Source organism: Actinocrispum sp. NPDC049592 (genome assembly GCF_040675465.1).
Lineage (GTDB): Bacteria > Actinomycetota > Actinomycetes > Mycobacteriales > Pseudonocardiaceae > Kibdelosporangium.
Window position 1 is genome coordinate 117,341 of the sequence record NZ_JBFAPA010000010.1, and the last position, 23,527, is coordinate 140,867.

Annotated in this window: 14 protein-coding genes; 4 read left to right on the top strand and 10 right to left on the bottom strand. The window is 71.4% G+C overall.

Annotation, left to right across the window (positions count from 1 at the left end; all coding sequences use genetic code 11):
* Positions 1 to 3 precede the first annotated feature (3 nt).
* From AB0J95_RS25340 to AB0J95_RS25370, 7 genes are read right to left on the bottom strand one after another with little or no spacing between them, the layout of a single operon-like run.
* Positions 4 to 1,701 carry a beta-galactosidase trimerization domain-containing protein gene (locus tag AB0J95_RS25340; protein ID WP_364762445.1) on the bottom strand — a complete coding sequence of 566 codons (1,698 nt, stop codon included), beginning with the start codon at positions 1,699 to 1,701 and terminating at the stop codon, positions 4 to 6.
* Positions 1,698 to 2,825, bottom strand: coding sequence for a DegT/DnrJ/EryC1/StrS family aminotransferase (locus AB0J95_RS25345; protein ID WP_364762448.1), 1,128 nt, complete (start codon positions 2,823 to 2,825; stop codon positions 1,698 to 1,700). Before AB0J95_RS25345 ends, AB0J95_RS25340 begins: the two co-directional genes overlap by 4 nt.
* A 13-nt stretch (positions 2,826 to 2,838) precedes the next feature.
* The gene (locus AB0J95_RS25350; RefSeq protein ID WP_364762451.1) at positions 2,839 to 4,218 is read right to left on the bottom strand and encodes a class I adenylate-forming enzyme family protein; all 1,380 of its coding nucleotides are present in this window, start codon (positions 4,216 to 4,218) and stop codon (positions 2,839 to 2,841) included.
* Positions 4,218 to 5,639 (bottom strand): condensation domain-containing protein, encoded by a 1,422-nt coding sequence (locus AB0J95_RS25355; RefSeq protein ID WP_364762454.1) that lies wholly within the window; start codon positions 5,637 to 5,639, stop codon positions 4,218 to 4,220. The genes AB0J95_RS25350 and AB0J95_RS25355 overlap by 1 nt, the downstream gene beginning before the upstream one ends.
* Positions 5,639 to 9,685, bottom strand: a complete 4,047-nt coding sequence (locus tag AB0J95_RS25360) for a condensation domain-containing protein (RefSeq protein WP_364762457.1) — start codon at positions 9,683 to 9,685, stop codon at positions 5,639 to 5,641. Before AB0J95_RS25360 ends, AB0J95_RS25355 begins: the two co-directional genes overlap by 1 nt.
* A complete protein-coding gene (locus tag AB0J95_RS25365) occupies positions 9,682 to 12,927 on the bottom strand; it encodes a condensation domain-containing protein (protein WP_364762460.1) in 3,246 nt (1,081 codons plus the stop codon). Before AB0J95_RS25365 ends, AB0J95_RS25360 begins: the two co-directional genes overlap by 4 nt.
* Positions 12,928 to 12,938: 11 nt before the next feature.
* The gene (locus AB0J95_RS25370; protein ID WP_364762463.1) at positions 12,939 to 14,495 is read right to left on the bottom strand and encodes a carboxylesterase family protein; all 1,557 of its coding nucleotides are present in this window, start codon (positions 14,493 to 14,495) and stop codon (positions 12,939 to 12,941) included.
* A gap of 200 nt (positions 14,496 to 14,695) precedes the next feature.
* On the opposite strand from AB0J95_RS25370, the gene AB0J95_RS25375 reads away from it, so the two are divergent.
* Positions 14,696 to 15,028, top strand: a complete 333-nt coding sequence (locus AB0J95_RS25375; RefSeq protein WP_364762466.1) for a PEP-utilizing enzyme — start codon at positions 14,696 to 14,698, stop codon at positions 15,026 to 15,028.
* A 2-nt stretch (positions 15,029 to 15,030) separates the two neighbouring features.
* Here AB0J95_RS25375 and AB0J95_RS25380 read toward each other — a convergent pair whose 3' ends face one another.
* From AB0J95_RS25380 to AB0J95_RS25390, 3 genes are all read right to left on the bottom strand, one after another.
* A complete protein-coding gene (locus AB0J95_RS25380; RefSeq protein ID WP_364762469.1) occupies positions 15,031 to 15,945 on the bottom strand; it encodes a 2OG-Fe(II) oxygenase family protein in 915 nt (304 codons plus the stop codon).
* Positions 15,946 to 16,003: 58 nt separating this feature from the next.
* Positions 16,004 to 17,143, bottom strand: a complete 1,140-nt coding sequence (locus AB0J95_RS25385; RefSeq protein WP_364762472.1) for an acyl-CoA dehydrogenase family protein — start codon at positions 17,141 to 17,143, stop codon at positions 16,004 to 16,006.
* Between the two features lie 151 nt (positions 17,144 to 17,294).
* Positions 17,295 to 20,048, bottom strand: a complete 2,754-nt coding sequence (locus AB0J95_RS25390; protein WP_364762475.1) for an excinuclease ABC subunit UvrA — start codon at positions 20,046 to 20,048, stop codon at positions 17,295 to 17,297.
* Positions 20,049 to 20,239: 191 nt separating this feature from the next.
* On the opposite strand from AB0J95_RS25390, the gene AB0J95_RS25395 reads away from it, so the two are divergent.
* The 3 genes from AB0J95_RS25395 to AB0J95_RS25405 are packed head-to-tail and all read left to right on the top strand — an operon-like array spanning position 20,240 to position 23,494.
* A complete protein-coding gene (locus tag AB0J95_RS25395) occupies positions 20,240 to 21,541 on the top strand; it encodes a nucleotide sugar dehydrogenase (RefSeq protein WP_364762478.1) in 1,302 nt (433 codons plus the stop codon).
* Positions 21,534 to 22,484 (top strand): NAD-dependent epimerase/dehydratase family protein, encoded by a 951-nt coding sequence (locus AB0J95_RS25400; RefSeq protein ID WP_364762481.1) that lies wholly within the window; start codon positions 21,534 to 21,536, stop codon positions 22,482 to 22,484. The genes AB0J95_RS25395 and AB0J95_RS25400 overlap by 8 nt, the downstream gene beginning before the upstream one ends.
* On the top strand, positions 22,481 to 23,494 hold the full coding sequence (locus tag AB0J95_RS25405; RefSeq protein ID WP_364762484.1) for a glycosyltransferase family 4 protein: 1,014 nt from the start codon (positions 22,481 to 22,483) through the stop codon (positions 23,492 to 23,494). The genes AB0J95_RS25400 and AB0J95_RS25405 overlap by 4 nt, the downstream gene beginning before the upstream one ends.
* Positions 23,495 to 23,527: the final 33 nt, after the last annotated feature.

Genomic DNA, 23,527 nt, shown 5'->3' on the forward strand with positions numbered 1-23,527 from the left:
GGTTCAGCCACACCCATACACGACTCGCCCGTCGCGCAGTAGTGTCCACCCCTTGGCCGCGTGGTCGATCAGCAGCGTGAACGGGCCGCCGGTGATCATCTCAACCTCGGGCGCCAGCTCCGGCGGACGCAGCCCGGCCAGTCCGGCGATCCGGCGGTAGAAGCCGTGCCACGCGGTCTCCGCCAGCCGCCCGGGCCGGTCCAGCAGCAGTTCGAACGGGACCGCGCAGACGATCACCTGCCCGGTGCCGACCTGGTTGAGCGTGCACGCCGGGGTGCCGTCGGCGAACGTCGCGATCACGTCGGCCTTCACCGGTTCGACCACGATCCGCCGCCTGCCGAGCCCGTCGAGCGGCACCGGCCACGTCTCGTCGTCCCAGATCAGCTCGGCGACACCGCCGGTCAGCAGGCTGAAATCGGCCGGGCGAGCACCGGCGACGTCCTCGTCCGGCCAGCCGTGCACGTGGTCGGCGACTGAGAGGTAGACGGTGGCGCCGCGTTCGGCGAGACCGGTGAGCAGCTCGCGGTCGGCGAGGGTGAGGCGGGCCACCGAGGGCACGATCACCAGCCGGTAGTCGCGGGCCGAGCGTGCGGTGCAGACCTCGTACGGGATGTGCGCCCGTTGCAGCAGCAGGTGGGCGTAGAAGGCCGCGACGTTCGTGGCCTCGCCGTCGATGTACGAGGTGGAGGGTTGCCTGGCCAGTTCCGGCACGTACAGGCCGGTGTCGGCTGGATCGGGCCGGAAGTCCTCGAGCGCCAAGGCGTCCCGCATCGCGGCGAGCCGGGGCTTCGGCGTGCCGTCGAGCGCCGTGAGCCCCACCCGGCGTTCACCGGGGCGCAGCTGGTAGGGCTCGGTCTCGGAGCTGATGTCCTGCCAGCACCAGGCGATCACACCTTCGGCGCCCGCACCGATCGCGGCGGCGACCCCGGCGCGCAGGTAGCCGGTGGCGACCTGTTCGCTGACGCCGTAGCTGCCGATCTCGTCGAGCAGCACGGGACCGTAGGCGCGGGCGTAGCGGACCAGGAACCCGGGCAGCTGGCTGGCCTTGTAGGAGGCGTTGGACTCGATGTTCCCCGGTGACCACAACGGCCAGCCGTGCACGCACAGCAGGTCGAGGCCTTCGCTCGCGTCCGGGCCGAACACCGATGTGCCCAGGACACCGGAGACATCGTTGGCCTGGCTGACCTTCGCGGACGGCAGGATCTCACGGATCGCCCGCGCCAGGCGGCTTTGCCAGGCGATCACGTCCTCGGCTCGCAGTGCGGCGGCCTCGGCGGGGTCGACGTTCGCGATCTCGTCGCCGAGATCGATCGCGTACACATTGCTCAGGCCGGTCAGCGCACCGGCGACGGCGCGGACGTACTGTTCGCCGCGGTCGAGCATGTCCGGGTCGCGCCAGAGGCTGCGGCCGCGCCGCCAGGGCAGGTCGAGACGCTGCCCGTTCATCCAGATCGTGCACACCGACAGCACGCACTCCAGGCCATGAGTGCCCGCGAGCCGGACGAACTCGCGCACCCGGCCCAGCACCGTCTCGTCGTGCACGCCTTCGGCCTGCTCGACATCGCGCCAGAACACGAAGACGCGCACGAGGTTCAGCCCGGCCTCGGCGATCCGGCGCAGGTCGGCGTCGATCACCTCGGGGTCCCAGTCCCGCCAGATCCGGCAGCCGGCCGCGCTCGGGTGGTAGACCACGCCGATCATGACGCCCAGCCTGAGATCTGTTCGCTGACGTAGTCCACATCGGCCTGGGTCATTCTCGCGTGCAGCGGCAGTGACACCAGCCGGTCGGCGATCTCGTCGGTCACCGGGAGAACGGTGCCGCCGCGGTAGAACGACAGCCGGTGGGTCGGCGGGTAGTGCACCGAGGTCTGGATCCCGGCCTCCCGCATGGCTTTCCGGAAGTCGTTCCGGTCGGTCGCGGGCGGCAGGACGACCGGGAACAGGTGGTGTGCGCTGTCGAGGCCGGTCCGCTGGGCGAACGGCAGGGTCAGCGCCGGGGACAGCAGTTCGCGGTATCGCGCCACCAGGGCGGCTCGGACGGCTCGTTCCGCGGGCAGTTTGGCCAGCTGGATCCGGCCGATCGCCGAGGTGATCTCGTTGGGCCGGTAGTTGAAGCCGAGCGCGGTCACGTCGTAGTCGATGGCGCCCAGGCGATCTCGTTGCAGGGTCGAGGTCGTCATCGAGTGGGACCGAGCCGCCCGGCAGCGGGCGGCGACGTCCGGGTCGGCCGCGACGAGCATGCCGCCTTCGCCGGTGGTCAGGTTCTTGGTGGCGTAGAAGCTGAAGCAGCCGATGTCGGCAAGGCCGCCGAGCATGCCCTGCTCGTGCCGGACGAGCGGGGCGTGGGCGGAGTCCTCGATCAGGGCCAGGCCGTGGCGCGCGGCGATGGCTTTCAGCGCGGGCATGTCGGCGGCGTAGCCCCCGTAGTGCATCGCCACGATCGCCTTGGTGCGTTGGGTGATCCGCGCGGCGACGTCGGCTGGGTCGACGGTCAGCTCGTCGGGTGCGGTGATGTCCGCGAACACGGGTGTGGCCCCGACGGCGAGGGTCATCGCCGCGCCCGCGACGAACGTCAACGCGGGCATGATCACCTCGTCGCCCGGCCCGACACCCAGCGCCAACAGGGCCAGGTGCAGCGCGGCGGTGCCGCTGTTGACCGCGACCGCGTCCGGCTTGCCCATCGCCTTGGCGAACTCCTGCTCGAACGCGGCGGTGACCGGGCCTGCCGAGAGCCACCGGCTGGTCAGCACGTCGGTGACGGCAGCGATCTCCTCCTCGCCCACCGTCGTGTCCGACAGACGGACACGCCACGGATCGGTACTCACTCCCGCTCACTCCTCACTGGGGCAGCCTGCTCCGGTCGATCTTGCCCATTCCGTTGCGCGGCAACCGGTCCAGCACGTGGATCCGGTGCGGGACCTCGTAGGCGGCCAGGTGGGCCCGGCAGTGGGCGAGCAGCGCGGGCACGTCACCGCCGGTCAGCACGACCGCGGCGGCGACCTCCTGGCCGCCCAGGGCCTCCCTGCCGTACACGGCCGACTCGGCGACGTGCGGGTACTCGCCGATGATCCGCGCCACCCGGGCCGGGTTGACCTTGCGGCCGCCGACGTTGATGAACGTGTCCTTGCGGCGCACCAGGGACAGGTGCCCGTCCGGGTCTAGTTCGGCGATGTCACCCGTCCGGTAACCGCGGGACGCGTCGAGCGGCGCGTGCCCGTGGTAGCCGCGGAACATCGTGCCGGTCCGGACGGTCAGTTCCCCGTCTGGTGACACCTCGAAGCTCACCCCGGACGCGGGTGCCCCGACGCACCCTTCGGGCCACGGTTCGGTTCGTGGGTATTGGCAGGCGATCAAGCCCGTCTCGGTACTCCCGTACGCCTGCAGAACCGTCGTGCCAAGCCTTTCGCCCGCCTCCCCGGCCACGTGGGCCGGCAGCGGTCCGCCGGAGGACAGGGCCACCCTGAGTCTGCCCCGGCTCGCCCGCATGGTCCGGTTCAGCAGCTCGTAGACCAGCGGGGTGCCCAGCATGACCGTCGCCCCGCCCTCGATCGCCTCCCGGGCGCCGCGCGGGCTGAACCCGGTGAACGTCATCAGCTTCGCTCCGGACACGACCGCGGTGAGCAGGCCCGCGACCATGCCGAACGAGTGCGCGGCGGGTACGGCGGCCAGGATCCGGTCGGCCGGCGTGACCGAGTAGATCCGTTCGTAGAGCCGGGCACCCTCGAGGAGGTTGGCCAGGGTCTGGATGGCCAGTCTCGGCTCGCCGGTCGACCCTGAGGTCGACTGCAGGACCACCGGATCGCCGTCGTCGACGCCGCTGGCGGTCACGTCCGGCTTGGTGAGGTCCGCGGCGAGGACGACTTCGTACCCGGCCGCTGGTGAACGATCGCCCGGCGTGACGAGATGGCGGGCGGCCGTGGTGTGGAAGACCGACTGCGGGTCGGCCAGCTGCGCGCTGTCCGCCTCGGCTACCGCGAGCGCCACTCCCCCGCTGGTCAGGCCCAGCAACGCGGCCAGCGAGCGCGCACTGTTGTCCAGGGCGAGCAACGCCGGGCCGGGCAGTCGTGCGGCGCGATGGCGGGCGGCGTCGACCATCGCCTCGAACTGGGCCCACGAGATCACTTCCCAGCGCCCATCGCGGAACTCCTCGATCGCCGCGCGGCCGCCGAAGCGGGACGCGTTGCGGCGCAGGAAGTACACCAGCGTGGTGGTGGCCATCAGCGCACCTCGGGCAGCAGCAGGTCACCGACCGGGCGGCCGGGGTCGCCGGTGGCGGTCCGGAGGATGTCGGCGTACCGCTTGACCATCGCCTCCACCGTGGCGTCCCGGAAGAACGCCTTGGCGTAGCCGACCGTGCCGTGGATGGACGGTTCGGCGTTCCACAGGTGCATGGCGATCGGGGTGCGGGTCTCGCCGCGGTCGAGGTCGACCGGCCGGACGCGGGCTCCGGCCAGCTCGAACGGCCGCATCGGCGGCTGCAGGCCGAACATCGCCGCGTACATGGGCCTGGTGGCGAACAGCCGATCCGGTTCGACCCAGTTGAGGTACATGTCGAGGGAGTACTCTTCGTGCGCGACCGCGCTGGCCAGCTCGGCCCGGACGGCGTGCAGCAGCTCCCGGAACGGCTGCTGGTCGTCCACTGTGGTCACGGTGGGCACCATGCCGGCGAAGCAGCCGATCAGCTGGTGCGTCTCGGGCCGGTTGCGGCCGGCGACCGGCGTCCCGACGCTCACCACCGGGTCGCCGGTGAGTTCCCGGACCAGGACGGTGAACGCGGCGAACAGCACCATGAACATCGACGCCTGTTCGCGCTGGGCGAGTTCGCGGACGGCGGTGGACAGGCCGGGGGTGAGGTTCAGCTCGGCCAGGCCGCCGTGGAACTCCTTCTTCTCCCCCTTGGCGAAGTCGGTCGGCAGCAGGGTGGCGACGTGCGAGGCGACCTTGTCCGCCCAGTGCCGGGCGTGGGCGTGCGCCTCGGCGGTGTCCCGCCATCGCCATTGCCATTCGGAGAAGTCTTTGTACTGCACCGGCAGCGGCTCCGGCTCGTACTGCGCGCCGCCGGTGAAGGACTCGTAGAACCGGCTGATCTCCTGCATCGCGATGGCCAGCGACCAGCCGTCCGCGACCGCGTGGTGCACGATGACGGCCAGCATGGACTCCGCGGGGCCCAGCCGGTACAGCACGGGCCGGACCAGCGGGCCGGTGCTGAGGTCGAACGGCTCGGCCGCGGCTTCGTTGGCCAGCTCATGCGCCTTCGCCAACGCCTCCTGCGGCTCCAGTGTGGACAGATCGGTCACGGTGAGTTCGACCATGGGGCTGGGATGCACGTGTTGCCAGACGGTGTCGGTGTCGTCCCAGGAGAATGTGGTGCGGAGGATCTCGTGCCGGCGGGACAGCGCGTCGATGGCCTGCCGGAAGGCGTCCGCGTCGACGGCCGCCGGGAACGTGCCCGCGAAGGTGATGTTCGAGCTGGTGGTGCCGTGCGAGCGTTGGTGCAGGTTCCAGAGTTCCTTTTGCTGCAACGATCCACGGGCCGGTTCGCCGGCCGGGTGCGGGGTGATGCCCTGCGGGGCGGTGCCGCGGTTGCCGGTTCGCCACTGCTCCAGCAGGGCGCGTTTCGCGGGGGACAGTTGCGGCATCAGAATCTCCTGCCTGCCGTGGGCTTCGCCGCGTCGGCGAGCTGGTCGCAGATGGCGTGCCAGACCTGTTCGGCGGGCTCGGCGGCGCGCATCGCGCCGGTGGGCGTGGGCAGGTCGTCGAACAGCTCCGCGAGCGGCACCTCGTTGAGCAGCGGCAGGAACGGCTCGAACCACAGCGCGTCCGCCGAGACGTCGCCGATCCACCGGTCCGCGGGGATGATGTCCAGTGGCAGGCCGCGGTCACGGACCAGGTCCCACACGGCCGTCCACTTCAACGCCGGCTCAGCGAGGATGTCCACAACGGACTCAGGGCGTTCGGCCAGCACGTTGCCGACGATCGTGCGGGCCACGTGATCGGCGGTGACCACCGCGACACAGCCGGGGAGTTCGGGTGCGCGGCCGAGCCGCAGGCATTCCCGCAGGAAGCTCTCCAGCAGCCCGGCACGTCGCGGGGTCCCGGTCAGCTTGCCGAGGACGAACCCCGGCCGGTACAGGCTGGTTCGCGTGCCGACCGCGGCCAAGCGCCGGATCACCTCGTCCGCCGCGGCTTTGGTCTGGTTGTAGCCGCCGCGCAGCTGCTCACCCCGTGTGGGTACAGCTGACTGTGTGGACAGGTGATGCAGGGCCTTCGCCTTTGCCGTGCCTGCCCAGCGGGCCAACGTGATCACGCCCCGCACGTTGACCGGGGCGAGCTTTTCGTACGGGTAGACGAAGTTCACCCAGGCGGCCGCGTTCACCACGGCGTCCGCGCGCAGGACCTCGTTGAGGTGCTCCGGGCTCAGTCCGGCATCCGGGGCGGTGAGGTCCGCCGGGTACACGGTGAGCCGGGGGTCGTCGAGCAGGGCGGGATCGGCTCCGTAGCGCTGGAAGGCGTCGCGCAGCAGGCGGCCGGGCCGGACGAGGCAGTGGATCTCGGCGACCGGGGACACCAGCAGGCGGGCCAGGATCCCGGCGCCGAGTGTGCCGGTCGCGCCGGTCAGCACGATCCGCCCCGACCACGGCTCCGATCCGGGTGGTGGGCAGAACGTGACGCCGGCCAGCGCCGGGACGTCCGGCTCGGGCTCGGCGGTGTCGAATGAGCCGCACAGGTCCCGTACGGAGGGGCGCCGGACGATGTCGGCGACCGTGACGTGCACACCCAGTGCTGTGCCGACGCGCCAGGCCACGCGGGCGGCCTGGATCGAGGACCCGCCCAGCGCGAAGAAGTCGTCCGCGGGACCGACCTCGGCCACGTCGAGCACGTCCCGCCAGATCGCGGCCACGACAGCCTCGATCGAGGTCAACGCCGCCGCGGGCCGGGCCCCACCGGTGTCCGCGGCGAGGTTCACCAGCGCACGGCGGTCGACTTTGCCGTTGCGCGTCATCGGGACGCGGTCGACGACCCGCCAGATCGCCGGGACGACCGCGGCGGGCAGGTGTTCCCGCGCATACCGCGCGACTTCGTCCACATCGGACGGTCCGGTGAGGAACGCGGCGAGCTGACGGCGTTCCGGCTCGGCATCGGTGACCACCACGGCCGCCACGCGCACCGAGGGGTGGGCGCGTAGCACGGCTTCGACCTCGCCGGGGTCGACCCGGACGCCGCGGACCTTGGTCTCGTCATCGAGTCTGCCCAGCAGGGACAGCTCACCGGTGCGGCCCCAGAGCGCACGGTCGCCCGACCGGTACCAGCCCGGCACCGTGAACCCTTGCCGCCGCACGGGTTCGCCGTTCTCGTCGAGGTAGCCCGAGGCGACACCGGCGCCGCCGAGCCACAGTTCGCCGGGCAGCCCGGGCGGGACGACCCGGCCGCGTCGGTCACGGACCGACACGAGGGTGCCGGCCAGCGGCGTCCCGATCGGTACTCCACCGCGGGCCGGCAGGCTTGACGGGGTGACGCGGTAGGAGGTCGAGTCGATGGCCGCCTCGCTGGTGCCGTACGTGCAGTAGAGCTCGGCGTCGCTCGGCAAGGCCCGGAGCAGGGCCGACGCTTCGTCCACCGACCAGGCGTCCGAGCCGACCATCATCCGGCGCAGCGGCAGCCGGTCGACGGTGTCGAGCAGCAGCCGCACCACCGCGGGCACGAACTCGCCGGTGTCGACGCCGTGCCGGTCGATCAGGTCCAGCAGCCGGATCGGGTCCAGGATCTCCTCGCGCCGGGCCAGGACGAGGGTGCCGCCGAAGCCGAGCGCCCGGCCGAGGTCGCCGATGAACACGTCGAACGAGAAAGGCGCGAGCTGCAGGTGACGGCCGGGCCACGCGGCCAGGTCGAGCAGCTCTCCCCATGCCGCCACGACCGCCGCGAGGGCCGTGCGCGGGACGCTGACGCCTCGGGGGTCACCGGACGATCCGGAGGTGAGCACGACGTAGGCCTCTCCGGGGTGCGCGGCCGGGTCTGGCAGGGGCGCCAGCCATCCGGCTGGGCAAGGCCGGGACTCGATCTGGAGCAGGCCTTCGCTGGTCACGATGATCGCGGCCGGCCGGGCCACCGCGAGGACGCGGGCGATCCGCCCGGCCGGCAGGTCGTCGGCGAGGGCCACCAGGCTCGCGCCCATCCGCATCACGGCGACCGCGGCGACGACGAACCGGCAGGTCCGGGGTCCGTGCAGGGCCACGCGGTCACCTGGCCGGACTCCGGCTTGCCGCAACGACTCGGCGACCTCGGCGGACCAGGAACCGAGGCGTTCGTAGCTGATCTCGCTGGTCGCGTCGATCACCGCGGTCGTGGCGGGCCGTTCGGTGATCCACTGCCCGATCCGCTCTTCCAGCGCCGGATGCCTGGTCAGGTCTGGGGTACCGGTTCGCCGGGCCAGCCATTCGCGTTCGGCGGTTGCCGTGAGGTCCAGGCCGGACAGTGCCATGGCGGGTGTCTCGGCCATCTGGCGCAGCACCCGCAGCAGGAGGCGGGCGATCCGGTTGATCGTCGTGGGCAGGAACAGATCCGCGGGGTATTCGACGGCGAGGGTGCGGCTGCCGCCCTGCTGGACGACCTCGGCGCTGAGGCCGATCTTGTAGCCGCCGTTGTGGATGTACTGGTACCGCAGGGTGGCCTGGCCGAGGGACGGCAGCCGGGCCGGCACGGTCTGGCTGGAGAACTCGCACTGGCACAACGGGTTCAGGCCGGGCACGCGCTGGGGCCGGACCCGCTCGACCACTTCGCCGAACGAGGCACCCGCGTCTGCCCACGCCTGCCGGAGTTCCTGCGCACAGTGCGCGACCAGGGAGGTGACGGTGTCGTGGGCTCCTGGCCGCAGCCGCATGGGAACGCTGTGCACGAGGTAGCCGACGGCCCGCTGCTGCTCGGGCGTGCGGCGCAAGGAGACCGGGATGCTGACCAGGATGTCGTCGACGCCGGTGACCACTTCGAGGACGGTCGCGTAGGCGGCGAGGAGCACCGCGTTCGCGGTCACGGCGTGTTCGCGGGCCATTCGTTCGATGGCGTCGTTGGTGTCGGCCGGGATCGGGGTGAGCAGGACCCGTCCGCTGGCCGGGCCGGGACGCGGTGTGCCCAGGTCGTAGGGCAGGTTCACCACATCGGGTGCGGACGCGATCCGATCGGCGATGCGCCGGGCGGCCCCTGTGTCGGCCGGCGTGCCGGTGAACCGGGGCGCGGGTGGGAGCGTGTCGCCGCTGTAGCAGGTCGCGAGGTCAGCCAAGATGATCCACAGCGAGCTGCCGTCGCAGATCAGGTGATGCAGGACCAGCACCAGCAGGTGCCGATCCTCGGCCACCCGGTAGAGCCGGGCGCGCAGCAGCGGCCCGTCGAACGGCTCCGCGCTGAATTTCTCCGCCGCTGCGACGGCTTGCGGCTCCGATGCCGGTAGCACCGCGCAGGTGAGCCGCAGTTCGTCGAGTACTTCGGCCACCGGTTCGCCGTGGTGGACCGTGATCACCGTGCGCAGGGCCTCGTGCCTGGCGATGACGGCGTTCAGTGCGTTGGTCAGGGCGTGGGCATCGAGCGGGCCGTCCACCCAGAAGGCGAACGGCACGTGGTAGGACGGGTCGGTGGGGTTGTCCTGTGCGAGCAGCCACAGGTCGCGCTGGGCCGCGGTGAGCCGCCGGGTCACCGCATCGCCTCGACCAGGCCGGCCAGTCCCCTGATGGTCGGGGTGGCCAGGAATGCCCGCAGGTCGAGCACGGTACCGGTGTCCCGCATGACCTCGGCGAGCATCCGGTTGGCGGCCAGCGAGTCCCCGCCCGCGGCGAAGAAGTCGTCGGCAGGCCCGACCGTCTCGTCGTCCAGCGCCTCGACCCAGATGGCGTGGATCCGGCGCTCCACTTCGGACGCCAGAACGGTGGCGGCCAGTTGTGGCCGCCGGGTCGCGTCCGCGATGGCACGGGCCCGGTCGAGCTTGCCGTTGGCGGTCATCGCGAGTTCGTCCGTCACGGTCACGCGGGAGGGCACCATGTATGCGGGCAAGGACGTCCGAAGCTCGTCGCGGACCCGATCCGCACGCAGCCCGGTCCCGGCCACGACGGCCATCAACCGGGGCCCGGCCGGACGGGCCTGGGCCCACACCACGGCTTCCCGGACCCCGCTGACCATCCGGAGGGCGGCTTCGACGTGGTCGAGCTCGACACGGCAGCCGCGGATCTTGACTTGGCGGTCGCGCCGGCCGGCGAAGTACAGATGCCCGTCGGGGGCGAGCCGGCCCAGGTCGCCCATCCGGTAGGCCCTCTCCCCCGCCACCACCGAGTAGCCGCTGTTGTCCACATCGGACAGATAACCGAGGCCGACCGGGGCTCCGGTCACCACGAGTTCGCCGATCACCCCCGGCGGCACCGGTTCGCCGGACGCGGTCAGCACGCGCACCTCGGTTCCGGCGATCGGACGGCCCAGCGGCACATGTGCCGATACCCAGTCCGTGACGTCGACGGCGGTGGCGTCTCCGGCGACTTCCGCGCTGCCGTAGAGGTTCACCAACCGGCAGCCGGGTAACGCCGTGCGGGCGCGGTCGAGCAGGTCGGCCTCCAGCTCCTCGCCGCTGAACTTGCACATCCGCAGCGACGACGGCACGCAACCGTTGGTGTCCAGGATGGTCCGCATCAGCGACGGCGTGACCAGCGCCCGGGTGACGTGGTGGCGGGCGAGCAAGGCCAGCAGCCCGGGGATGTCCCATGTGGACGGTTCTGGGACAACGACGACCGGGACACCGGCGATCAGCGGCACCACGGTCTCGGCGATGGCGTCGACGAACCCGAGCGGCGTGCGGATCGCCACGACGTCGCCGGGTTCGTAGGGCCAGGTGGTGCGTTCCCACCCGCATCGGTTGCGCAGCCCGCGATGCGACCCGACGGTCACCTTGGGGGTGCCGGTGCTGCCGGAGGTGCCGACCAGCCAGGCCGGATCCCCGGGTGCGCGTTCCACTCGTGTGACCGGGTGGGCCGGGGCGGCCAGGATCTCGTCGGCGCTGATCCCGCCGGGCCCGACGATCGCGGCCGGACCGCACGCGTCGATGAGCCGTACCTGGTGGTCGGGCGGATGCCGGGTGTCCAGCATCAGCAGGACTCCCCCGACCGTCCAGACGCCGAACATGGCCGCGATCGACAGGGCGGACCGCGGCAACCGGACGGCCACGACATCTCCGGGCTTGACACCGGCCGCGAGCAGGGCACCCGCGACCTGGTCGCGCATCGCACCGAGGGCGGCGAAGCCGACCTGCTCGTTCCCGATGTGGACGGCGGTGCCCGGTAAGGAGCGGACGGCGTCGAAGGCCTCGACAACGCACTGGTCGAACACGTCCGCTGATCCGGGTTCGGCGATCCTCGCCGCCTCGGCGGGGCTGACGCGGATGGCATCCGCGACCGTGATGTCGCCGTCGGCCGCCACGAGTTCGGCGAGGTGGGTGTAGAACTCCGCGATCTGCGCGCTCGCGGCGGCATCGAGGATGTCGGTCGCGTACTCCCACAGGAGCTCCAGGCCGCCGTCCGCGGCTGGGATCGCCTCGGCCATGAGGTCGAACTTGGCCGTGCCGGTGGAGATCCGCTGCGGCCGGACGTCGCAGCCCGGCAGGCTCAGCGTGCCGTCCCCGGCTTGTTGCAGCACAAGGGCCACGTCGACGAGAGGTGCGTGTGCGGGATCGGGCACGGGCCGGGTGAGGGCGGCCAGCCGTTGCAGCGGAACGTCCTGGTGGCTCAGCACATAGCGCCATTCCTCGCGCAGACCGGCGACGACCTCGGCGATGGTGTCCGTCGGCGATGCGGTGACCCGAACGGGCACGGTGTTGGCGAAGAACCCGACCGTCTCGTGGTCCCGGGCCTGGGTGCGGGCGGCCGCGACGGTCGCGATCAGCGCGTCCCACTGGCCGGTCCGCCGGGCGAGGCTCACGTGCAGCAACGCCAGCAGCACGACGAACAGCGACGAACCGGTGCGGTCGGCCAGTTCGGTCAACGCCGCCACGGTCTGGGGAGAAAGGCGTTGGGAGACAACGTCTCCGCGCAGGGACCGGGTTGGCGGGCGGCCGGTGACGGCGAGTTCGATCCGGTCGGGAACCGGGGTGAGCCGTCGTGCCCAGTCCTGAGCGGCGGTGTCCGGCAGAGACCGTTGCCGGTGGGCGAATTCGCGGTAGTCGCCGCCGGTCGCGGTGCCCTCGCCGGCGTAGCCCGCGGCGAGGTCGCGGAAGATCAGCCGCATCGACCAGCCGTCGACGGCGAGGTGGTGGGCGACGATCAGCAGCAGCCACTCGTCGTCGGTCACCTGGTATGTGCGGACCCGCAGCAGCCTGCCCGCGGCCACGCCGAGTGGCGCGCGGGCGGCCCGGGTGGCCAGCCGGGTCGCTTCCGGCCAGTCCCGCGCGGTCACGTGGGCGATGTCGGCGGCGACCGGGACGACGGTCGCGGACGGAAGGTCTTCCTCGTAACGGGTTCGCAGCGCGGGATGCCGGCCGACGACCGCGCGGACGGCCGTGCCCAGCGCCGCAAGGTCGAGCTTTCCATTGACCCGGAACGCGTTCACGACGTGGTAGGCCGGGCTGTCCGGGTGGTAGCGCCAGCCGAGCCAGAGCATTTCCTCGCCGTGGGAGAGCGTTCCGGACGCCATCGAAGTTCCGGTCGCCCGATCCGGTACCGCGGGCGGTTCGTCGGTCAGCAGCTCGGCGAGCGCGCGGGTGGAGGCGCCGTCCAGCAACGCTTCCAGCAAGGTTTCCTCGGTGCCCGGGGATGTCGCGAGCAGGCCGGCCGCCTTCACCGCGCGCAGGGAGTCGCCGCCCAGGGCGCGGAACCCGTCGTCCGGGCCGACGTGTTCGCGGCCGAGCACCTCGGCGATGACCTGGCCGACCGCCGCGAGCCGTGCCTCGTCCACCTCCGGCATGTGGCCGCCTCCTACAGCCCGCGGTGGCTGAGCTCGCGCGCGGACACCTGGGTGAGCACTTCCCGTTCGGCGCCGTACGGGTCGAGCCGCAGTTCGCAGGTGGTGTCGATGACCATCGTGGGCCGGTCGCCAATGCGGTAGGCGGGCCAGTGCGGCAGGCCGGAGTGGTTGGGGTTCCCGGTGCGGGCGAACGCGATCAGGGCCTTGCTCATCCGGTCGGCCAGTGCCCGGCGGTCCGGGCCGTCGCCGGTGATCGGGGCCGCGTCGACGTTGTTGAACCAGAACGGCGAGTCGAGGATGTGGGTGGCGCCGTACTTCCCGCCGTGGACCGGGCTTTCCCAGGTGAACAGGTAGGTGTAGACGGGGTTGGTGCCGTGGGTGACGTGCCCGTCGGCGATCCGCAGGGTGGCGACCCTGGTGGAGTCCGACCAGATCGCGAGCATGACGTCGCCGGGAGTGGCGCCGGGCCGGCGGCTCCAGTAGGTGTCCAGGACGGTCTCGCCGTAGTCGCCCATCATGGTCTGGGCGATCTGGCGGGCTTGTGGTTCGTCGAGTCCGGCGGCCATGTCCGCGGCCAGCAGGGTGAACTCGTCCTTGGTGCTGCCGAGCATCAGCGGGATGTCCATCGCGTCGCCGCGCACGGCGATGTTCAGCGGGCTGTCGGTCAGGTGCAGGCCGTCGATCACCGGCCCGAACCGGAACGAGCCGCCGAAGGTGAACTCGCCGAGCCGGGCGCTGGCGGCGATCTGGGCGCGGACCAGCCTGCTGGCCCGGATCTCCCGCAGTGGTGCCAGGTCGTCGCCGCGGCTGAACCCGAGTTCCTTGACGATCGTCTCGGCGACCGTGGTCGCCTGCCCGGGCTGGACACCGGAGGAACCGCCGACGCTGATGGTGAACGCGCGGTGGAACATGCCGCGTGACTCGGGCAGGGCCATCAGGCCGGTCACCACGCCCGCGCCGGCCGAGTCGCCGACCATGGTCACGTTGCCGGGGTCGCCGCCGAACGCGGCGATGTTGTCCCGGACCCAGCCCAGCGCGGCCAGGACGTCGAGCAGGCCGATGTTGCCGGAGTGGGCGAAGTCGGGGCCGCCGAGTTCGGCGAGGTAGAGGAAGCCGAGCACGCCAAGGCGGTAGGTCAGGCTGACGACCACGGCGTCGCCGTCGCGGGCGAGGTTCGCGCCGTCGTACATGGGCCAGGACGCCCAGCCGAACTGGAACGCGCCCGCGTGCAGGTGCACGATCACCGGCCGGTTCGCCGGGCCGTCCAGGCCGGCGCTCCACACGTTGACCGTGAGCATGTCCTCGCTCTGCGGGTGTTTCAGGGGCGCGTCGAACAGGGCGGCCAGGATCGGCGCGTCGCCGGGGCGCAGCGCGGTCGGCAACTGCGGGCTGGCCGGACCGAACTCGGTCGCGTCGCGCACCCCGGTCCACGCCGCGGCGGGCCGGGGTGGCGCGAACCGCCCGTCGCCGGTGGTCGTGGCGCCGTACGGGATGCCCTTGAACACGTGCACACCATCGACGACAGCGCCCCGCACCCGGCCGTTCGCGGTGGACACCTCGGTCGTCATCAACTGGCCTCCCGTGTCGGATTCCCCAGCCACATCAACACAGTCATCGGGCGGACGGCCCCACGAACCGGAGAATAACCACCGCCGCACGGGCCGGATAGGGCACGCGATCGCACGCGACTGTCCACAGAGGACGTCCAGCTGCGGCCGGCGTGCAACTGCGTGTTCCACGCGGTTGCACGCGGGCTAGGCTCGCGGTCGTGCAGCCACCTCTTGTCAGCGGAACTCCCGCGAGCCCCGGTATCGCGACGGGCCGGGCGCGGGTGTACCGCGACAACCCGGCCGGCGCGGAGCTGGCCGCCGGGGACATCCTGGTCACGGTGATCACCGATCCGCTGACCTTCGCGGACATGATCGAGCACGCCGCCGCGCTGGTCACCGACCGCGGCGGGCTGGCCTCCCATCCGGCGATCCTGGCCAGGGAACTGGGTATTCCCTGCGTCGTGGGCACCAGGACGGGCACCGACGTGATCACCGACGGCATGCGGATCGTCGTGGACGGCACCGCGGGCACGGTGCACGCCGCCGGCTGAGCTCAGTTGCCGACCTCGCCGAAGCGCCGGTCCAGGTAGCTCCCGGTGGTGATCGGCTCGTAGAGGTTCGCGGCGGGGCCGCCGATCGGTTCGATCACCACCTCGAAGCTGGTGGCGTAGAAGAACGCGACCGAGTACCGGTCCTGGTCCCGGGGGCTGAGCACGCGATGCGGGGTGGCGGGCAGCAGCCCATTGGTCCACCTGGTGAGCATCTCCCCCGCGTTGAGGACGAACGCGCCGGGCACCGGCCGGACGTCGATCCAGCCGCCCCGCGGGCCGCGCACCTGCAGTCCGCCAACACTGTCCTGGGCGAGCACGGTCACGGCTTCGTAGTCGCTGTGCCGTCCCACGCTCAGCGAGCCTTCGGGCAGGTGCGGCTGTTGTGGATAGTGCAGCAACCGCAGCAGGGCGTGCGGTTCGCGGCATCGCTCCAGGAAGAAGTCCGCGGGCTGGTCCAAGGCGACCGCGATCGCGCTGAGCACGCTGTCGGCGAGTGACCGGACCGCGGCCCGGTAACGCTCCACATCGGACCGGAACCGGTCCAGGCGCGGCCACAGGTTCGCGGTGGTCCGCAGGGCACGGCCCGGCCCCTGGTACGTGTCCGGCAGGTCGAGGCCGAGGTCGAAGGTCTCGTAGCGCGGGCCGGGGCCGGGTGTCTCGTCGAGCCGGACGTGGCCGCGGCAGTGGCCGGCGTGCCGGTTGTGCACAATGTCGAGTTCCTCGTCGCCCAACGCGAACAGCCGCTGGGCGGCGTCGAAAACGGCTGTGCGTGTCGTTTCCGCCACGCCGTGCCCGGTGATCTGCGCGAACCCGGTGTCCCGGAACGCTTCCAGCAGCCTCCGTGCGACGTTCTCGTCCCGGTGCTCCCGCCAGCCGGCGAGGTCGATCAGCGCGATACCGTCCGAGACAGAGGTCATGGCGCGAATTCTGGCAACGCGGTGCCGTCGCGGCAACCAGGATCCGTTGCCCGGTAACCTATTCCGGGTAGGTGAGGCGGCCGGTCAGCGCGGTGGCGGCGTTGGCGTCGAGCAGCCGGTCGTTGGAGACCATGACCTGCGCCGAGTAGAGGTCGCGCAGGATCCGGGCGATGGACAGCGGCCCGTCCTCCTGGTAGCCGGGGAAGCCGCACATGGCCATGGCCTGCTGGGCGATGGTGACGGCGTTGGTGGACGCGGCCAGTTTCAACGCGTTCAACCGGGCGGCGAACCGTCTGCCGGGGATCCGCTGCCCGGCCCAGACCTCCTCACACCACCTGACGGCGTCGGCGAGCTGGGTCTCCAGGCCGAGCAGGAGCTGGTCGCCCCAGGCCATCCGGTGGTCCAGGACGGTGGTGCCGGACCGTTTTCCCCGGGTGTCCACGGCTTTCGCGGCCCGGTCGAGCGCCTCGGTGGCCAGGCCGATCCACACCGCCGACCACAGGATCTGGGACATCGGGACCAGGGTGCGGCTCTTGACCGTCCGGAATGGATCGCCGAGGACCTGGCCAGGCTCGAACTCGGCCTTGATCCGCAACGGCGGGCTGCAGGTGCCGCGCATGCCCATCGGGTTCCAGGTCCCCGTCCTGGTCAGCTCGACCTGGTCGCGGCGAACCACGACGGCGACGATGTCGTCCGGTTCGGCGTCGGGGGCGCGCCGGGCGAGGATCAGGAACGCGCCGGCGTGTTCGCCGTAGGACACCGTGAGGGCTTCCTTTTCCAGGCTGCGGCCGTTGTGGATGGCGGCGTTCGCCCGGGACAGCTCGGCGCCCATGCCTTTCTCGCTCGTGACCGACGCCAGCAGCTGGTTGCCGGAGACCACAGTGGACACCACGTCCGCCGGTCCGCCGTGGCGGACCGCGCAGGCCAGCATGATCTGGTGCATGGCCCAGATCATCGCGGTGGAGCCACATCCGCGTGCCAGCTCCGTCGCCACCTGGGCCAGAACGGACAACCCGAGGCCGAGCCCGCCCGCCGTCTCGGGGACGACCGCGGCCAGCAGCCGGTTGCCGGCGAGCGCCGAGACCGCGTCGGCGGGGAATTCCGCGTTGCGGTCGGCTTCGCCGGCGTGGCCGGCCGCGAGGACCGCGACCTTCCGCGCGGACACGAGGGCGTCGTTGTCGGGCAGCCTGAATCGCACGGGTGACAGAGATTTGGTCATGGAAGTGCCGATCTCCCCACTGGGCAACAACTGTGGCGGGCAAGCGGGAAATGTGCAGCTGCCGCAGTGTTGCACGACTCCGGCCGGCACCGCCAAGTTCAGCGGCTCGGTGGTTCGGCCGCGCAGTGGTTCACAGACCCAGTGCCCGCCGCAGGAACGGCGCCATCGCGCTGTGCTCGTTGCCCGCGATGTCCTCCGGTGTGCCTTGGGCGACGATCCTGCCGCCGTCGGCGCCGCTGCCGGGTCCGAGGTCGACGACCCAGTCCGCGGCGGCGATCACGTCGGCGTTGTGCTCGATGACGATCATGGTGTGGCCGGCGTCGACGAGCCGGTGCAGGAACTCGACCAGCACGGCCACGTCGACGGCGTGCAGCCCGCTGGTCGGCTCGTCGAGGATGTAGAGCGTGGGTGCGTCCCGGCTGTCGCGGCACAGTTCGCGGGCGAGCTTGAGGCGTTGTGCCTCGCCGCCGCTGAGGGTGACGGCGCTCTGGCCGAGGCGCAGGTAGCCGAGGCCGATGTCGCCGAGCACCTCGAGCACGTGGCCGATCTTGGGTTCGTCGGCGAAGACGTCGATGGCGGTGCTGACGTCGAGGTCGAGAATGTCGGCGATGGAGTGCCCGTTCCATTTGGCCGCGAGGACATCGTCGTTGTAGCGCCGTCCGGCGCACCGCGGGCACGGGACGGCGACGTCGGGCAGGAAGTGCAGTTCCATGGTCTGTTCGCCGCTGCCTCGGCAGGTCCAGCATCGGCCTGCCTCGGCGTTGAACGAGAAGTTCGCGGTGGACCAGCGGTTGGTGACCGATACCGGCAGCCGGGCGAACAGCCTGCGGATGTCGTCGAAGATGCCGACGTAGGTGGCGGGGATGGACCGTGAGTTGCGGCCCATCGGGTCCTGTGCGGCGCTGACCAGGCGGTTGAACGAGTCGTACCCGGTCAGTTCGGTGAACGGGCCGGATGGGACGCGGCCGGTGTCGATGGCGAGCGTGGCGGCGCGCTGGAGCAGGCCGCTGACCAGGGAGCTCTTGCCGCTGCCGCTGGGCCCGGTGACGCAGGTGAGCAGCCCACGCGGGAAGTGGGCGGTGACGTCCCGCAGGTTGTGCAGGCGCGCCCCGGTGATGGTGAGGTCTTCGCCGGGGCGTGGCGCGCGGCGTTCGGTGGTGCGGCCGATGACGAGTTCGCCGCGCAGGTAGCGGGCGGTCGCGGTGTCGCCGGAGCGGATCAGCTCGGCCGGGGAGCCGGTGGCCACGATCCGGCCGCCGAGTTCACCGGCGCCGGGACCGACGTCGACCAGGTTGTCCGCGCCGCGCATGACTTCGGCGTCGTGCTCGACGACGATGACCGTGTTCCCGAGGTCGCACAGCCTGCGCAGGCTCGTGGTCAGCCGGCCGGTGTCGGCGGGGTGCAGGCCGACCGAGGGTTCGTCGAGGACGTAGACGAGGTCGATCAGGGTGCTGCCGAGTTGTTTGGCGATCCGCAGCCGCTGTCCCTCGCCCGCCGACAGGGTCGGCACCGGGCGGTCGAGGGCGAGGTAGCCGAGGCCGACCTGCAGGACGTGCTCGGTCCTGCGGCGCAGTTCGGCGTCGATCTGTTTGACCGCGGCCGCGACGATCGGCGGCATGTCGAGCGCGAGCACCCCGTCGAGCCAGGCGGGCAGTTCCCGCACCGGGCGGCCCATCGTGCGCACGATGGTGTCGCCGTTGAGCCGCACAGCGAGCGCGTCGGGGGTCAGTCTGCTGCCGCCGCATTCCGTGCAGGGCACGGCGATCATGTACTGCTGGTAGAACTCCTTGCGGTCCAGGGTGGAGGCGCCGCGGAACAGCCGCTCGATGTTCGGCGTGAGCCCGGTGTCGGTGCGGCCGGCAAGGTAGGCCTTGACCTCGTCGGACAGCGGGTGTTCGGTGCGGCCGCGCAGGATCAGCTCCCGCAGCGCGGGCGAGAGGTCCCGCCAGACGGTGTCCACTGTGGAGCCGAACAGGCCGAGGAGCTTGGGCAGTTCCTGCATCGGCCAGTAGGTCTTCTTGGGTTCGCGGCGGCGGTCGCCGTAGAACGACAGGGCGCCGGCCCGGATGGAGGCGTCCTCGTCGGCCACGAGCAGATCGTCGGACACCTCGAACCGGTTGCCGAGGCCTTCGCAGGCCGGGCACATGCCCTCGGGTGAGTTGGGGCTGAAGAACTGCGAGGAGGTGGCCAGCGCGACCCGGCCGCAGTGTTCGCAGATCCAGCCGCTGTCGAGGTACCGGACCGGTTGCCCGGCGGGTTCGACCGCGACGAGCGCGTCGGGGGTGCGCATGGCGTAGGCGAAACACTTGCGCAGGACGGCGATCAGCTCGTCGGTGGTCCGCTCCCCCGGCTGGCTGGACAGTTGCTTGCGCACGACCTCGCCGGTGGCCAGGGAGGACCTTTTGACCAGGCTGATCACCGCCGGACGGCTGCCGATGGCCGCGATGGCGGCGGCGATCAGCTCGTCGGGGCTGCGCGGGGCGACGTCGTTGCCACAGGTCAGGCAGGAGTGTTCGCCTGCGCGGGAGTAGAGCAGGCGGATCAGGTTGCCGATCTCGGTGATGCTGCCGACGGTCGAGCGGGGGTTGCGGCCGGGGATGTGCTGGCGGACCGCGATCGCCGGGCCGAGGCCGGTGATCGCGGTGACCTTGGGCTTGGGCAGCTGGTCGAAGCCGCGCCGCTGGAACGGTGACAGGCTTTCCAGGTACTGCCGCTGCCCCTCGGCGAAGATCGTGTCGAAGGCGAGCGAGGACTTGCCGCTGCCGGACGGGCCGGTGACCACGGTGATGGCCCGGCGCGGGATCTCGACGGTGACCGAGCGGAGGTTGTTCTCGCTGGCGTCCCGGACCAGGATCGGCCGGTCCCAGTCCTGCGTTCGGCTCATTTCCGGCACAGTAGCGAAGCCGGGGCCGCGGTGCGGGAACCAGCCCCGGTTCGCGTCCGCCGGTCCACTTGCGAGAGACCGTGCAGGCGTCCAGCGTGCCAGCGATCGCCGTTGGGGACAAGGGATGCACACTTCAAGTCCTTTGTGGACTGTGATAGGCGGATCGGCCGGGTGTCCGTACGATCACCGGCATGGCTGAGTACGTCACAGTGGTCGGTCTCGGTTACGTCGGCCTGCCCCTCGCGGTGTCCCTCGCCGCGGCCGGTGTTCAAGTGGCCGGTGTCGAGGCCAACCCCGCCGTCCGGGACGCCGTCCAGGCCCGGCAGGCCCCCTTCTTCGAGCCCGGTCTCGACGAGGCACTGCGCGGGCTCCCGGACGGGATGCTCACCGTCGCCGAGTCACCGCCGACCGGCGGGCCGCCCCGCGCGATCATCATCTGTGTCGGCACCCCAACGGATCCGGAGACCCTGCGGCCCGACCTGACCCAGTTGCGGGCGGCGGCGGACGTGGCCGCCGGGCACATGGGCGAGGACACGCTGGTGGTCGTGCGAAGCACGGTCCCGGTCGGCACATCCCGGTCACTGGTGCTGCCGAGGCTTCGGGCGAAAGCCGATCGGCCGATGCTGGCGTTCTGCCCGGAACGGCTGATCCAGGGCACCGCGCTGGCCGAGATGCGCAGCCTCCCGCAGGTCATCGGCCCGCTCGACGCGCGTTCCCTGGCCGCGGCCGACTCGCTGCACTCCGCGCTGACCGAGCGGCGGGTCGCGGTGTCGTCGCCGGAGACCGCGGAGATGATCAAGCTCGTCGGCAACGCGCACACGGATCTGATCTATGGCTTCGGCAACGAGGTCGCGCTGATGGCGACCGCGCTCGGCCTGGACGCGCGCGAGGTGATCCGGTCGGCCAACGCCGGCTATCCGCGGCCGGACATCTCGCTGCCCGGGTATGTCGGCGGCAGCTGCCTGACCAAGGATCCGTACCTGTTGATCCATTCGTCGGCCGCGGCCGGGTACTCGCCGCCGATGGTGGCGGCGGCGCGGCGGCTCAACGAGGACGTTCCCGCGCGGACCGTCGAGCGGTTCACCGAGCAGCTGACCCGGTTGTCCGGGCGGCCGTTCGCGGAGTCGAAGGTCCTGGTGTGCGGGATGGCGTACAAGGGCAGGCCGGCGACCGACGATGTGCGGGGCGCGGCCAGCAGTACGGTCGCGCGGCTGCTGGGCAGTGACGTCAAGACGCTGGCCGGGCACGATTTCCTGGTCCCGGACCAGGTAGTGCGGCAGCTCGGGTTCGAGCCGATGAGCTTGGCGGATGGTCTTCGGGACACCGACGGCGCTCTGTTGCTGGTGGATCATCCCGGCTACCGGGACATCACCGCGGAGCAGGTGCGTTCGCTGATGCGGGGACCGCGTCTGGTGCTCGACATGTGGGGTATCGCCGAGGACGCGCTGGCCGGCGCCGAAGGCATCAACTACGTGCGGTTCGGCCGTGGCTGAGCGGGTGCTGATCACCGGCGGCGGCGGGTTCGTCGGTCACCACCTCGCCGCGCGGCTGCTCGCCGCCGGTGCGGAGGTCGTGATCCTGGACGACTTCTCCCGCGGCCGGCCCGACAGTGATTTCGAACGTCTGCGGCAGCACGCTCAGGTGGTGGAGCACGATCTGCGGCTGCCGATCCCCGCCGGTCTGCTGGCCGGTTGTTTCGATGGCGTGTACCACCTGGCCGCGGTCGTGGGTGTGCAGCGGACCATCGGCGACCCGGTGCATGTGTTGCGGACCAACGTGTTGTCGACGTTGAACCTGCTCGACTTCTGTTCGTCGCGGCCGCCGGGGATGTTGTTCTTCAGTTCCACCAGTGAGGTCGCCGACGGGGCGGTCGCGGCGGGCCTGTCCGGTCTGCCCGCGCCCGAGGGTGTGCCTTATGTGGCAACGGATCCGTGGGCGCCGCGGACGTCGTACTCGCTCAGCAAGGTGACCGGTGAGCTGCTGGTGATGCAGCACGCCAAGGACTTCCCGGTCCGGATCGGGCGCTACCACAACGTTTACGGTCCCCGGATGGGCAATTCCCATGTCATTCCCCAGTTCCTGCGCCGGGCGCTGGACGGGGTGGACCCGTTCCCGATCTACGGCGCCGACCAGACCCGCGCTTACTGCTACGTCGCCGACGCTGTGTCGGCGACGATCGCGGCGGCGACGTGTGCGGCGGCGCAGGTGGTGGTGAACATCGGCAATGACACCGAGGAGATCACCGCCCGGGATCTCGCCGCGCGGGTGTTCTCGGTGGTCGGGGTCGATCCCCGGGTCGAGGTCCACGCCCCGCCGCCGGGTTCGCCGGACCGGCGGCTGCCGGATCTGACCGCACTGCGCGCTTTGACCGGGTACCAGCCTCGGGTCAGCCTGGACGAGGGGTTGCGGCTGACCTCCTCGTGGTACGCGCGGTGACCAGCGTCCTGGTGACTTTCGGGGCCTACCCGGGCACGCATTCCGGGGCCGAGCGGATGGGCTGGCGGACCGCCGAACACCTTGCCCGGCACGGTTGTGATCTCACCGTCGTGACCGACTCACCGCCCGCGGCGGACGTCCGCGTTCTCCCAGCGGGCAGCCACGCACCCGCCGATCTGGTGCACGCGTTCGACTTGGGCAAGCCCGCGGCGGTCGAGCACGGCCGGCGGCTGGCCCAGCGGTATGGCGTTCCGTTCGCGTTGACCCCCGCGACCGACAGCTCGGTGTGGCCGGACCCGGCCGGCGGGGATCGGCTGTGCCGGCAGGCGGACGTGGTGTTCAGCATCACCGGCAGCGAGGACAAGGCTCTTGTGGGCAAGGGCGTAGATCCGGGGCGGATCGTGCGCATCCCGATGGCCCCCGACCTCACCGGCACGCCCGACCCGGCCGCCTTCCGCCGGACGTACGGCGTGAACGGTCCGCTGGTGTTGTTCGTCGGGCGGCGAGTCGCGTTCAAGGGCTATCGGCGGCTGCTGGAGAGCATGCCGCTGGTGTGGCGTGCCGTGCCCGAGACCGTGTTCGCCTTCGCCGGTGCCAACGCCGAACCCGGCGCCGCCGCGGCGTTCGAGCGGCGTGCCGATCGCCGGCTGCTCGACCTCGGGGTCGTGCACGAGCACCTCAAGCGGGACGCGATCGCGGCGGCCGACCTGCTGTGCCTGCCGTCGAGCGCGGACGTGTTCCCGGTCGTGTTCGCCGAAGCGTGGTCGATGGCCAAGCCGGTGGTCAGCGGAGACTTCCCCGGCGCCCGCGAAGTGGTCCGGCACACCGTCGACGGCCTGGTGGTACAGCCGCGCCCGGACGTGATCGCCGCCGCACTGACCGAGTTGATCACGGACTCCGCGCGGCGAACGGCGATGGGCCTCGAAGGGCTGCGCCGGGCCGAGCGTGAACTCAGCTGGACCGCAGTGGCGACCCGAGTTTCGGCCGCCTACCACAAACTCCTCCGCTGACCGGCGAACAACCGCGACCGGAGTGCGGGGCCG